Here is a 12703-nt window from a genome sequence, read left to right as displayed (position 1 = left end):
TCCGTGTTCTCTCATGCCTGCGGGGTCTGCTGGGCGGCGGCGGTCATCCGCGACTCCACAGCCTGACGGTACAGCCGACCGGCCCGGTACGACGAACGCACGAGCGGTCCTGACATCACGCCGGCGAAACCGACGGCCTCCGCCTCGCTCTGCAGCTCGACGAACTCCTCGGGCCGCACCCACCGCTCGACCGGGTGGTGCCGGACCGAGGGCCGCAGGTACTGCGTGATCGTGATGATCTCGCAGCCGGCGCCGTGCAGGTCGTGGAGCGCCTGGCTGACCTCGTCGCGGGTCTCGCCCATGCCGAGGATCAGGTTCGACTTGGTGACCAGGCCGTAGTCGCGGGCCTGGGTGATCACGTCCAGGGACCGCTCGTACCGGAACCCGGGCCGGATCCGGCGGAAGATCCGCGGCACCGTCTCGACGTTGTGCGCGAACACCTCCGGCCGGGACGAGAACACCTCGGCCAGCTGCCCGGGGACCGCGTTGAAGTCGGGCGCGAGCATCTCGACGCCGGTGCCGGGGTTGAGCTCGTGGATCTGGCGGATGGTCTCGGCGTACAGCCAGGCCCCGCCGTCTTCGAGGTCGTCGCGGGCCACACCGGTCACGGTGGCGTAGCGCAGGCCCATGGTCCGGACCGACTCGGCCACGCGGCGCGGCTCGTCGCGGTCCAGCGCCTCCGGCTTGCCGGTGTCGATCTGGCAGAAGTCGCAGCGCCGGGTGCACTGGTCGCCGCCGATGAGGAAGGTGGCCTCCCGGTCCTCCCAGCACTCGAAGATGTTCGGGCAGCCGGCCTCCTGGCAGACCGTGTGCAGCTGTTCGGACTTCACCAGCTTCTGCAACGCCTGGTACTCCGGGCCCATCTTCGCCCGGGTCTTGATCCACTCGGGTTTGCGCTCGATCGGGGTCTCCGCGTTGCGCACCTCGAGCCTGAGCAGTTTCCGTCCTTCTGGGGCGATCGTCACGCCCTCCAGGGTACGCGTCCGGCTGACAGCACCGATCAGGCCGTATGCTGATGGACCATGTCGACCACGGCTGAGTCGCCGGCCGAGCGCCGTACCGGGGGAGAGGTGGTGTCCGAGCCGGGGACGCCGCCCGCGACCGGGACGACGGTCCGCGGCTGGGTCCGGCCGGGCCCGACGCCCGCGCAGCAGCGGTACGACGTGCTGCTCGGGCTCGGGATGGCGGCCGCGGGGGTGATCGGCACCGAACTGGCCCGCGGGGTGGCGTCGACCGAGGTCGATCTCGGGATCGGGGGAGTGGAGCCGTACGTGCTGAGCGCGGCCGTCGCGCTGCCGCTGTGCTTCCGTCGCCGCTGGCCGATCCCGGTCCTGCTCGTCGTGTCCGTGCTGTTCGTCGTCAGCGGCGAGCGGGCGACGTTCGCGTTCGCCCAGAACCTGGTCACCCAGGCGACGCAGTTCATGGCGATCTACGCGGCCGTGGCGTGGGCGCGGGACCGGCGGCTGATGAAGGCCGCCGTGGGGGTCGTGTTCATCGGGATGTTCGGCTGGCTCGTGGTCGGCTTCGTCCGTGCGCTGCGCAACGACGATTTCCAAGGTGTGAACGACGGCCTGCTGTCGCCGTACCTGTCCGGTGTCGTGCTCGCCCTCGCGCTCAACGTCCTGTACTTCTTCGGCGCGTACTTCTGGGGCCGTACGGCGTGGGGCACCGCCCGTCAGCGCCACGAGCTGGAGCAGCAGGCGGCCGAGCTCGCGGCGCAGCAGCAGGCCAACGCCCGGCGTGCGGTGATCGACGAGCGGCTGCGGATCTCCCGCGAGCTGCACGACGTGGTCGCGCACCACATCAGCAGCATCGGCGTCCAGGCCGGTGGTGCGCGCCGGGTGATGGAGCGGGACCCGGACGCGGCCAAGAACGCGCTCAGCGTGATCGAGAACTCCAGCCGCACCGCGGTCAACGAGATGCGCCAGCTGCTCGGCATGCTCCGCGCGGCCGACCCCGACCTCGACGTCGCCGGCCCGGTCGCCAAGGAACCGCAGGCCGGCGCCGACCGCCTGCCCGCGCTGGTCGCGGAGGTGAACGGCCAGGGCCTGTCGATCGGCTTCCACCAGATCGGCCGGCCGGTCCAGCTGCCGGAGACGGTGTCGGTCTCGGTCTACCGGATCGCCCAGGAGGCGCTGACCAACGTCCGCCGGCACTCGACCGCCCGGAGCGCGCACATCACCCTGCGCTACCTCGGCGACTCGGTCGAACTGGAGGTGATCGACGACGGCCGGCCGAAGCACGCGCCGGTCGGCAGCCGGCTCGGCCACGTCGGGATCCGTGAGAGGGTCGGGCTGCTCGGCGGTGAGACCGAGATCGGCCCGCGTCCGGTCGGCGGCTTCCGCGTCCGGGTGCGGATCCCGCTCGACCCGCAGAACCGCCCGCTGACCGGAGGTATCGATGAGTGAGACGGCGCCCATGCGCGTGCTGCTGGTGGACGACCAGGACCTGGTCCGGGCCGGGTTCCGGATGATCCTGTCGGTCGAGCCGGACATCGAGGTGGTCGGTGAGGCGTCGGACGGCGAGAAGGCGATCGAGCTCGCCGTCGCGCTCCGGCCGGACGTCGTCCTGATGGACGTGCAGATGCCCGGGATGGACGGGATCACCGCCACCCAGCGGATCGTCGCCGAGGACGCCGGCAAGGTGGTCATCCTGACCACGTTCGACCGCGACGACTACCTGTTCGAGTCGCTCGGGGCCGGGGCCAGCGGGTTCCTGCTGAAGAACACCGCGCCGGAAGACCTGGTCGACGCCATCCAGGTGGTCCACTCCGGCCACGCCCTGCTCGCGCCGGAGGTGACCCGCCGGGTCATCAAGCGGTTCACCGGTGGCGGCGAACGCGTCTACCGCCCCGACCTGCTCGAGGAACTGACCGATCGCGAGCGTGAGGTCCTCGGCCTGATCGCCCGCGGTCTCACCAACACCGAGATCGCCAGTCAGCTGTACGTCGGCGAGGCCACGGTCAAGACTCACGTCTCCCGGATCCTGCTCAAACTCGGTCTGCGTGACCGCGTCCAGGCTGTCGTCTTCGCCTACGAGTGCGGCCTGGTGACCCCGGGCGACGACCCGGCCAGCTGATTCGCGCGGACCGTCACCAGCGCCGCGAGCAGTACGGCGACACCCGCGACGGCGACCGCCACGGCCACGGCCGGGAGCACCAGCGGTAGCAGCAGGACGAGTGTCACACAGCCCAGGATCAGCGCAGGAGTGGCGACCGGCGGCGTGATGACCGGCGCGTGCACCAGCCAGAGCGTGAGCAGGTACACCGCGACCGGGATGGCGACGGCGTACCCGACCGTCGTCGAGGACGATTCGTGTGCGGCCTCTTCGACGGCGACCTCGAGCCCGGCGCCGACAGCGGCCAGCGCTGCGAACACGAAGAAGTGCCCGTACCCCCAGCGGTAGGAGGCTGCCCGTCGCTCGCTCAGCCCTTGTCCGGCGGGGTGCAGGAAGTACAGCCACCACAGCGCGAACAGCAGAACCAGTCCGGCTCCGGCGACGAGCACGAACGAGCTGCTGATGTCACCGGCGGCGAGCGCCTTCTGCACACCCCGGCTGGCGGCGAGCACGCTCTCGCCGAGCAGGATGATCACGAACAGTCCGTAGCGCTCGGCGATGTGGTGCGGGTGCCAGTTGGTGGCCCGCGGCCGCTCGGCCCACATCGGTACCGCAAGCTCCAGCACGACCAGTACGACGAACAGCCACAAGGCCATGTGGGTCAGCAGCAAGGCCAGGATCCAGGCCAGGTTGAGCGTCAGGATCCCGCCGGCGTAGCGGAACGCCGTACGACGCCGCTCCGGGTCCTCGTAGCCGGCCCGCAGCCACAGAGCGGCCAGAGCGATCCGCATGATCAGGTACCCGAACGGCACCGCGCTGTAGTCCGACTCGGCGGTGGCGGCGGGGACTCCGGCCGCCAGCACCAGCACCCCGGCCATCTGCAGCATCGTCAGCAGCCGGTAGAGGGCGTCGTCGGTGTCGTACGACGAGGCGAACCAGGTGAAGTTCATCCAGGCCCACCAGATGCAGAAGAACACCATCAGGAAATCGACCACCGCGGCGTGCCCGTCGGCGATGCTGTGCGCGAACTCGGCGGTGACCGCCGCGACCGCGACCACGAACGTGAGGTCGAACAGCAGTTCCAGCGGGCTGGCGGACCGGTGCGGCTCGTCGATCGGCCGGGCCGCCATCCGGATCCGGAAGCGGTTGGGTGCAGTGGGCAACTTCGTGGGTCCTCTCCGTCTGCACGCAAGACAGCGCAGCCCGGCCGTTTGTGACGGTCACAAGTCCGGGCGCTGCGCTGTCTTAGCTGTCGACGGGACACCAGCGGGGTGTCCGGGGACAGGAGTGTGGCTGTGAAGATCGTGGTGATCGGCGGCACGGGGCTGATCGGTTCGAAGCTGGTACGGCGGTTCGAGGCGCACGGACACGAGGCTGTCGCGGCGTCCCCGAACACGGGGGTCAACTCCCTCACCGGCGAAGGCCTGACCGAGGCGATGACGGGCGCCTCGGTGGTGGTCGACGTGTCCAACTCGCCGTCGTTCGAGCCGCAGGCGGTGATGGACTTCTTCACCACCTCCTCCGCGAACCTGCTCGCCGCCGAGAAGGAAACCGGCGTCGGCCACCATGTCGCGGTGTCGATCGTCGGCACCGAGCGGCTGCCGGACAACGGCTACTTCGCCGCCAAGCTGGCCCAGGAGAAGCTGATCAAGGAGTCCGGGATCCCGTACTCGTTGGTGCACGCGACCCAGTTCTTCGAGTTCGTCAAGGGGATCGCCGACTCCTCGGCGCAGGTGGACGGCGTGCACATCGCACCGGTGGCCTGGCAGCCGATGGCCGGTGACGACGTCGCCGACCAGGTCGCCGAGACCGCGGTCGGCGAGCCGCTGAACGGCCGCAGGGACATCGCCGGCCCGGACCGCTACCGGATGGACGAGTTCTTCCGCAAGGCGCTGGCCGAGCTCGGCGACCCGCGCGAGGTGATCACCGACCCGAAGGCGACGTACTTCGGCTCCGAGCTGGTCGAGGACTCGCTCGTCCCGATCGGTGCGGCCACCCTCGGCCGGATTCACTACGGCGAGTGGGTCAAGGCGTGAACGAGCGAAGCGAGTTCACCATCAAGCACAGTCGCGCGGACCGGTCATCCGCGCCCGGAGCGAAGCGAGGACGTGGATGAGCGGTGACTTCCTGCACGAGCTGGAGACCGAGGTGGAGGCCGACCTGAGCATGGTCGCGGCCAGCCACCCGGAGGAGACCGCCGTCCTGCCCGTCACCGAGTGGCTGGTCGACCCGGCCGACGTCGAGCGGGAGGAGACCGGCCTGCGCAGCCTTCTCGGCGCCGTCGAGGCGTTGGAGGACGACGCCGACCGCTGAGCCGTCGCCCCCGAAGCCAGCCGGCCCCCAAGGTGACATCAGGTCCGCCGTACGGATGACCTGCGTGATCACCCTGGGGGCCGACGTGCGTGGCGGCACCCGTTCACTAACTTGGAGTCACTTCCGAGCGGAAGCGGTCAGGCGGGGCCCTGGCCGAGCCGAGGTGAATGGAACGGTGACGGATGCTGAGCGTGGCTGGGCTGACCCGGCGGTTCGGGGAGCAGCTGGCGCTGGAGGACGTGACGTTCGACGTCGTACCGGGACGGATGACGGGATTCGTCGGGGCCAACGGTGCCGGGAAGACGACCGCGATGCGGATCATTCTCGGCGTCCTCGCCGCGAGTGCGGGCGAGGTGCGCTGGAACGGCGGTCCGCTGACGCAAACTACCCGGCGTGACTTCGGGTACATGCCGGAGGAGCGCGGGCTGTACCCGAAGATGAAGATCCGCGACCAGCTGGTGTTCTTCGGCCGGCTGCACGGACTGGACCCGGACCGGGCTGCCGAGCGCACCGACAAGCTGCTGGAGCGGCTCGGGCTCGCCGAGCGGGCGACCGACGTACTGGAGACACTGTCGCTCGGCAACCAGCAGCGCGTGCAGATCGCCGCGGCGTTGGTGCACAAGCCGATCGCGCTGGTCCTGGACGAGCCGTTCAGTGGTCTCGACCCGCTTGCGGTCGACGCGATGGTCGACCTGCTCCGCGAGGAAGTGACACCGGAGGTCCCGGTACTGTTCTCCAGCCACCAGCTCGACCTGGTCGAGCGGCTGTGCGACGACCTGATCGTCCTGGCCCGCGGCAAGGTCGTTGCCGCCGGCCCGGTCGCCGAGCTGGCCGCAGGGCCGTCGCTGACCTACAAGCTGGTCGTCGACGGCGACGCCGGCTGGCTGCGCGACGTCCGGGGCATCCGTGTCCGCGACGTCGCCGGCGCCACCGCGCTGTTCGACGTCGAGCACGACGGGGTGGCACAGCAGGTCCTCCAGCAGGCGGTCACCCGCGGGCCGGTGCTCGAGTTCGGGCCCGAGCGGGTGGCACTGAGCGACGTCTTCCGGGAGGCGACCCGATGAACGACCGTGCCCTCGACCGCCCGTGGATGCTGATCGCCGAGCGCGAGATCGTCACCAAGCTGCGGGACAAGACCTTCATCGGCTCGACCCTGGTCATGCTGGTGATCGTCATGGCGGCGGTCATCGTGCCGGCGCTGCTGGCCGGCAGCGGCGGGCCCGACAGGATCGCCGTCGTCGACGACGCCGGCGTGAAGGTCGTCCAGCAGGCCTCCGCCATCGAGGGTGGCGACGGCTACGAGGTCACCCGCGCGGCGGACCGGCCGGCCGCCGAGCAGCTGGTCACCGACGGCGACGTGGAAGGGGCGCTGCTGCCGGGCACCGACGGGTACGTCGTCCTCGGCAAGGACCGCGTCTCGTCCGGCCTGGAGAGCCGGCTGCGCGAAGCCGTCGTGAACGTCGGGATGGAGCGGAACGCGGGCGCCGCCGGTCTCACGCCGACCGAACTGCGGGCCGGCACGAAGGTCGAGCTCGAGCTGCTGAAGCCCGCTCCGCTGCCCGACGTGGTGGCGACGTTCGTGAACATCGGTCTCGCGCTGGTGTTCTACATGACCGCGCTCGGCTTCGGCATGATGATCGCGCAGAGCGTCGTCCAGGAGAAGGAGAGCCGGGTCGTCGAGATCCTGGCCGCCGCCGTACCGATCCGGGCCCTGCTCTGGGGGAAGGTGCTCGGCAACACCGCGCTCGCGCTGTCGCAGATCGTGGTGATCGCCGGGGCGTCGGTGGTCGGCCTGGTCGCCACCGACCAGCTCGACATCCTGAAGGTGGTCGCGCCGGTGGCCGGCTGGTTCGTGGTGTTCTTCGTGCTCGGGTTCGTGGCGCTGGCCGGCCTGTGGGCGGTGGCCGGATCGCTGGCCACCCGGCAGGAGGACCTCGGGTCGACCACGCTGCCGGGGCAGATGATCCTGATGATCCCGTTCTTCTTCTCCGTGTTCGCCGGGTCGTCGGCCAAGACGATCGCCTCGTTCGTGCCGATCGCGTCCTCGATGGCGATGCCCGGCCGGATGCTGACCGAGCGGGTGCCGGTCTGGCAGCCCCTGGTCGCGATCGTTCTCCTGCTGATCGCCACCGTGCTGATCGTCCGGCTCGGCGCCCGGCTCTACGAGCGCACCCTGCTCCAGACCGGTCGCCGCCTCGGCTACCGAGAGGCACTGGCGATCAAGCCGTCCTGACCTATCGTCACAGCCAGGCCCGGCGTTACACAGTCCGGCCTGGCTGTGACGAAACCGCAACACTCGGAAACTGTGTCCTGTGCGCTGACCTCGACTACGGTCTCAACGCATGAACGTCGAGCTGCGCCACCTGCGGGTGGTGGTCCTGGTGGCTGAAGCGGGGTCCGTCGGACGGGCCGCCCGCTGGCTCAAGGTCAGCCAGCCGAGCCTGACCGCGCAGCTCAAACGGATCGAGGCCGCGTTCGGCGGTGAGCTGTTCGAGCGCTCCCGCACCGGCGTCACGCCAACCGCACTGGGCCGGTACGCCGTCGACCGTGCCCGGGCGATCCTGGTCGACGTCGACCACCTCTCCGCGACCGTGTCGGCGATGACGGCGGTCGAGTCCAGCGCCGTACGGCTCGGCGGGTTCCCGACTGCGCCGATGTCCGGGATCGCTTCGCGGCTCCGGGACCACGGTGAGATCGAGCAGGTCAGCATCGAGGTCGAGTGGTCGTCCAGCGTGCTGCTGCAGCAACTGGAGAGCGGTCGGCTCGACTTCGCGCTGCTGCGCGAGTTCCCCGGGTTCGAGCTGCGGCTGCCGAGCGGCGTCGAGGCCTGTACGGTCGTCGACTCCGAGTCGGCGTACGTCGTGATGGCCGCCGACCACCCGCTGGCCGTGGCGACGCGGCACCGCGGCGAGATCGACCTGGCCGCGCTGTCGGACGAGGAATGGATCGGGGAGCCGCCGGACGACAGCGGGTTCCACGTGTTGTTCCGGGCCGCGTGCGAGCAGGCCGGGTTCCAGCCGAAGGTGGAACACCACTCGGTGGACACCTCGGTGCTGATGGGGTTCGTGACCAGCGGTCAGGGCGTCGCGCTGATCTCCCCGACGTCGTACCGGATGCTCTCCAGCGACGTCACCACGCGGACGCTGGTGGGCGACCCGATCCACCGCCGGCTGCTGCTGGCGTGGAGCACGGAGTCACCACGGGCGCAGATGGCGCCGGACGTGCTGAAGATGGCGACAGCGGCGTACGACGAAGCCTTCGCCGAACACGCCCGCCGCGACCAGGTCCAGCGTATGCACGTGGCCTGACCGCGGCGGGGCTGTCCTGCTTCGTCAGGCGCCGGCCGGGCGAATGCTCACCTGCGGCGGGGGCTCGAACGCGCTGATGTAGAGCTCCCCGGTGTCCTCCGGGTCCTCCATCCGCTCCCGGTACTGCTGCCCCATTTGCTCATTACCCACCGGCCCCGCCTCAGATTTGGCCCCGGGCTGGTTGGGCTCCTCAGCTTCAGCCTTCGGCTCGGCCTTGGGGGTCGGGGCGGGGGCGGCCACCGGCTGCTCCTGCGGTGCCTGCGCCTCCGGCTGCGGGCTTCCCGGCTGCTCCTGTGGAGCGTCCGCTCCCGGCTTCTCCGTTGCGACGGGCGCGACGGCGGTCTGCTCGTCACCCGCCTTCGGTGCCGGAGCCGGCGCTGCGACGGTCGGCTGGTCGTCCGCTGCGGCAACCGGCTGCTGTGGTGCTGCGGCGACCGGCCGCGTGCGGTCGGGCTGCTGGGCTTCGGTCGGCTCCTCCGCCGCGGGCTGGTTCTCGACCGGCACCTGAGTCGTCTCGTCGCGATCGGTCGGCACCAGCACCGTGTCGTCACCCGACTCGTTGCTCCGGGCATCTGAGCTGGGGAACTGCGCCGTGTGCTCCGGCGCCGAGACCGGGTACTGCGCCGTCTGGTCCTCCGCCTGATTCCGCGGCCGCACCGGCTCCGGGTCCTCGTCGAACAGATCGTCGTACCGCGTGCTGCTCCCGTGCGTACCGCCGTACCCGCCGCCCCCGGCCGGATAGGTGCTCCCGGCAACCGGGTACACCGCCGCCGCGTCCGCCTCCTGCTGCGCCTGCGCGACCTCCTGCTCGCGCTGCAGCCGCTCCGCCTCCGCACGCTCGCGCCGCCGGCGTTGCACACTGTGCACGATCAACTGGATCGCGTACACCAGCGAGATCACCGTCAGAATCGGTACGACGCCGTTCAGCGTGTACTGCTCCGACCCTTCGATCATCCCCGTGGTCACGCCCGGGACGTCGTTCAGAAAGTTGGTGGTCCGGTTCGGAATCCACAGCCAGCAGTACACCAGCGTGCCGAACGCGGCGAACGCACCGAGCGCACCGGCGCCGGAGAAGTACGACACCACCGTCCAGAAGATCAGCGCGCCGATGCCGTAGGCAAGCGCCATCCCCTTCGTGTTCAGCTCGATCCCGCCGGGCGCCGCGAGGACTCCGAACACCGCCGGCCCGGCCAGCGCGACCGCTACCCCGAGCAAGAACCCAAGAAATTTGGACACACCACCACGGTAGCGACGTTTTGCCGTCACACCCCGCAGACACTTCGCAACCGCGCGAGCGGGCAATCGCTTGCCTAGGGTAGAGCCGTGAACCGTCCGAACATCCTGGTCATCCTGTCCGACGAGCACACCGGCTCCGCTGCGGGATGGGCCGGTCACCCGCAGGTACGAACGCCGAACCTCGACCGCCTGGCCGCGCAGGGCGTCTCCTTCGACCGCGCGTACACCAACAGCCCGATGTGCGTGCCGTCGCGGCTGTCGCTGATGACCGGGCAGTACGTCCACCGGATCGGCGCCTGGGACAACGGCGTGATCCCCGGCCCGGACTTCCGGTCGTGGGGGCATCACCTGACCGACTACCAGACGGTGATCGCCGGACGAACCCACTTCAACGGACCGGACCGGCTGCTCGGCTTCGACCGGCGGCTCACCGACGATCTGGACTTCTGGATCGACTACAGCGGCCGCCCACCCCGCCGTACGCCGGACTGGCAGCGACCGACGAACTCCCATGTGACCGAGCACGGCGCCGGCGACCATGTGCACACCCGGCACGACGTCCACGCGACCGACGCCGCGCTGGACTTCCTGCGTGATCCGGGGCCGGAGCCGTTCCTGCTGTACGTCGGGTACATGCATCCGCACTTCCCGCTCGTGGCACCGCCGGAGTTCCGCGCGCTCTACGATCCGGCGGACGTCGACCTGCCGCCGACCTGGAACGAGCCGACGTCGGCGCAGCACCCGGTGATCTCGCTGCTGCGGCACGGATTCCGCAACGACGAGCCGATCACCGAGGCGCAGGCGCGGGAGGCAACGGTCTGCTACTGGGCGCTCATCAGTCACCTCGACCACCAGATCGGCCGGCTGCTGTCGGCGATCCCGGACGACACGGTCGTCATCTACACCAGCGACCACGGCGAACTGGCCGGCCACCACGGCATCTGGCAGAAGCAGTGTTTCTACGAAGCGGCCGTCCATATCCCACTCGTCCTTCGCCATCCAGCACTGTCACCGGCACGGAGCACGTTCCACGTCAGTCTGGTCGACGTACTCCCGACTCTGCGGGACATCGCCGGGCTGCCTGCGGATTTGGCGTTGCCCGGCCACACCTTGCTCGATCCCGTCGACAGGCCGGTGCTGTCGGAGTACCACGCGCAGGGCATGCCGAATGCCGGGTACATGCTCAAGTCCGGGCCGTGGAAATACTGCTACTACGGCTCTGCCCACCGACCGCAGGTCTTCAACGTGGAGTCGGATCCGCTCGAGATGCACGATCTGTCGGACGACCCTGAGCTGGTCGGCCGGTTGGACGCGGCGCTCAGAGCCGTCCTCGACCCGGACGCGACCGACCAACGGGCCAAGTCGGACCAGGCGACCCGCCACTCGACCGCGGCTCGCTGACGAGAGGAATCCACAGTGAGCACGCCGAACATCCTGCTGATCGTGTCCGACGACCACGGCTACGCCGACCGCAGCGCCCTCGGGATTCACGCCGACGTGCGGACTCCAGCCCTCGACCGGCTCGCGGCCGAGGGCGTGACCTGCACGGATGCGTACGTGACCGCGCCGATCTGCAGTCCGTCGCGCGCGGCGATCATCTCCGGCCAGTACCAGCAGCGGTGGGGCGGACAGTGGTTCGACACGGCCGCCTTCCCGCCGGACGACGTACCGACGCTGGCGGAGCAGCTGCGCGACCAGGGCTACCGGACGGGGTACTTCGGGAAGGTGCACTACGGAGCCGAGTCGGTCGGCGACCGGGCCTGCCCGCCGCATCATGGGTTCGAGGAGACGCTGTACGGGCTGGCCGGTCAGTCCTACGGACGGCTCAACTATCTGCACCACTCCCAGGCCGCGGTCTCGTCGTACGGTCCGGAGCCGGCGCAGCGGATGGCAGTCCAGCCGCTGCTGAGCGGGGACGAGCCGGTCGAGCACGAAGGCTTCCTCACCGCCGAGCTGGGTCGCCGGGCGGGGGAGTTCATCACGTCGGAGGACGAACGCCCGTACTTCTGCATGCTGGCGTTCAACGCGGTGCACAACTTCTGCTGGCAGCTGCCCGCATCCGAGTTGGCCGCCCGCGACCTGCCGGCCTTCCGCGACTGGACGCCGGCCGTCAACGGCTCCTTCACCGAGTGGTACGACGACGTGATCGTGCCGAACCTGCCGCACGGCCGGGAGTACTACCTCGCACAGCTCGAGCTGATGGACGCCGAGATCGGCCGGTTGCTGCGACTCGTCGGCGACAACACGATCGTCGTCTACCTCACCGACAACGGCGGTTCCACCTGCAACTTCGGCGACAACACGCCGCTGCGGGGGACGAAGTACACGCTGTGGGACGGTGGCATCCGCGTGCCGATGATCTGGCGCTGGCCGGGCCGGTTGCCGGCCGGGCGCCGTACCGCCGCGTTGGTCAGCTCACTCGACCTCGTTCCGACCCTGGTCCGGGCGGCGGGCGGGGCGGTCGACGGAGTGGACGGGATCGATCTCCTACCGGTGCTGTCCGGCGAGGACGAGACCGGCCACGAGGCGCTGCACTGGGACTGCGAGTTCCAGTGGGCCGTCAGGTCAGGCGACTGGAAGCTCTCGTGGGTCGGCGACACTCCACAGGTCGTGCACCTCCGCGACTACGAACATGCCCCCATGGGCGCCGGCTGGTTCCTGTCCAACCTCACGAACGACCCGTCCGAACAACACAACCACCTCACCACCCACCCCGAAATCGCCACATCCCTCCACACCCGACACATCACCTGGCGAAGCACAGTAGGCCTCCCTCCACTGACCCACCC

The 12703-nt window shown here is 69.8% G+C and carries 12 protein-coding genes; 9 read left to right on the top strand and 3 right to left on the bottom strand.

Annotated features, from left to right (window positions below; genetic code table 11):
• Window positions 1-11: 11 nt before the first annotated feature.
• Window positions 12-965, bottom strand: coding sequence for a lipoyl synthase (gene lipA, locus E1218_RS13005; RefSeq protein ID WP_132319701.1), 954 nt, complete (start codon window positions 963-965; stop codon window positions 12-14).
• Window positions 966-1022: 57 nt separating this feature from the next.
• Between lipA and E1218_RS13000 the strand changes: the two genes are divergently transcribed.
• On the top strand, window positions 1023-2408 hold the full coding sequence (locus E1218_RS13000) for a sensor histidine kinase (RefSeq protein ID WP_132319699.1): 1386 nt from the start codon (window positions 1023-1025) through the stop codon (window positions 2406-2408).
• On the top strand, window positions 2401-3078 hold the full coding sequence (locus tag E1218_RS12995) for a response regulator (RefSeq protein ID WP_132319697.1): 678 nt from the start codon (window positions 2401-2403) through the stop codon (window positions 3076-3078). The genes E1218_RS13000 and E1218_RS12995 overlap by 8 nt, the downstream gene beginning before the upstream one ends.
• On the opposite strand, the gene E1218_RS12990 is transcribed toward E1218_RS12995, so the two are convergent.
• On the bottom strand, window positions 3033-4220 hold the full coding sequence (locus E1218_RS12990) for a low temperature requirement protein A (RefSeq protein WP_233712200.1): 1188 nt from the start codon (window positions 4218-4220) through the stop codon (window positions 3033-3035). The two genes, E1218_RS12995 and E1218_RS12990, sit on opposite strands and share 46 nt — an antisense overlap.
• 132 nt (window positions 4221-4352) lie before the next feature.
• Here E1218_RS12990 and E1218_RS12985 point away from each other — a divergent pair, with 132 nt between their 5' ends.
• The 5 genes from E1218_RS12985 (at window position 4353) to E1218_RS12965 (ending at window position 8678) form a co-directional block, all read left to right on the top strand.
• Entirely contained in the window at window positions 4353-5093 is a 741-nt protein-coding gene (locus E1218_RS12985) for an SDR family oxidoreductase (protein WP_132319695.1), read from the top strand.
• Between the two features lie 76 nt (window positions 5094-5169).
• A complete protein-coding gene (locus E1218_RS12980; RefSeq protein WP_132319693.1) occupies window positions 5170-5370 on the top strand; it encodes a hypothetical protein in 201 nt (66 codons plus the stop codon).
• Between the two features lie 182 nt (window positions 5371-5552).
• Window positions 5553-6434 carry an ABC transporter ATP-binding protein gene (locus E1218_RS12975; RefSeq protein ID WP_132319691.1) on the top strand — a complete coding sequence of 294 codons (882 nt, stop codon included), beginning with the start codon at window positions 5553-5555 and terminating at the stop codon, window positions 6432-6434.
• A complete protein-coding gene (locus tag E1218_RS12970; RefSeq protein WP_132319689.1) occupies window positions 6431-7603 on the top strand; it encodes an ABC transporter permease in 1173 nt (390 codons plus the stop codon). Before E1218_RS12975 ends, E1218_RS12970 begins: the two co-directional genes overlap by 4 nt.
• Window positions 7604-7712: 109 nt before the next feature.
• Complete coding sequence (locus E1218_RS12965; protein WP_132319687.1) at window positions 7713-8678, top strand: LysR family transcriptional regulator; 966 nt, start codon at window positions 7713-7715, stop codon at window positions 8676-8678.
• Between the two features lie 24 nt (window positions 8679-8702).
• On the opposite strand, the gene E1218_RS12960 is transcribed toward E1218_RS12965, so the two are convergent.
• Window positions 8703-9914 carry a prolipoprotein diacylglyceryl transferase gene (locus E1218_RS12960; RefSeq protein ID WP_132319685.1) on the bottom strand — a complete coding sequence of 404 codons (1212 nt, stop codon included), beginning with the start codon at window positions 9912-9914 and terminating at the stop codon, window positions 8703-8705.
• Window positions 9915-10001: 87 nt separating this feature from the next.
• Here E1218_RS12960 and E1218_RS12955 point away from each other — a divergent pair, with 87 nt between their 5' ends.
• Window positions 10002-11315 (top strand): sulfatase-like hydrolase/transferase, encoded by a 1314-nt coding sequence (locus E1218_RS12955; RefSeq protein ID WP_132319683.1) that lies wholly within the window; start codon window positions 10002-10004, stop codon window positions 11313-11315.
• 15 nt (window positions 11316-11330) lie between these two features.
• A partial coding sequence (locus tag E1218_RS12950; RefSeq protein WP_132319681.1) for a sulfatase family protein occupies window positions 11331-12703 on the top strand: 1373 nt, incomplete at its 3' end.

The sequence above is a fragment of the Kribbella turkmenica genome, from assembly GCF_004348725.1.
Lineage (GTDB): Bacteria > Actinomycetota > Actinomycetes > Propionibacteriales > Kribbellaceae > Kribbella > Kribbella turkmenica.
This window is presented reverse-complemented; position numbering and strand designations above follow the sequence as displayed.

Excerpts from the sequence above, each read along its gene's own strand:
- E1218_RS12970 (WP_132319689.1), top strand. The coding sequence starts at position 6,431 with ATGAACGACCGTGCCCTCGACCGCCCGTGGATGCTGATCGCCGAGCGC.
- E1218_RS12965 (WP_132319687.1), top strand. The coding sequence starts at position 7,713 with ATGAACGTCGAGCTGCGCCACCTGCGGGTGGTGGTCCTGGTGGCTGAA.
- E1218_RS12995 (WP_132319697.1), top strand. The coding sequence starts at position 2,401 with ATGAGTGAGACGGCGCCCATGCGCGTGCTGCTGGTGGACGACCAGGAC.
- E1218_RS12975 (WP_132319691.1), top strand. The coding sequence starts at position 5,553 with ATGCTGAGCGTGGCTGGGCTGACCCGGCGGTTCGGGGAGCAGCTGGCG.
- E1218_RS13000 (WP_132319699.1), top strand. The coding sequence starts at position 1,023 with ATGTCGACCACGGCTGAGTCGCCGGCCGAGCGCCGTACCGGGGGAGAG.
- E1218_RS12980 (WP_132319693.1), top strand. The coding sequence starts at position 5,170 with ATGAGCGGTGACTTCCTGCACGAGCTGGAGACCGAGGTGGAGGCCGAC.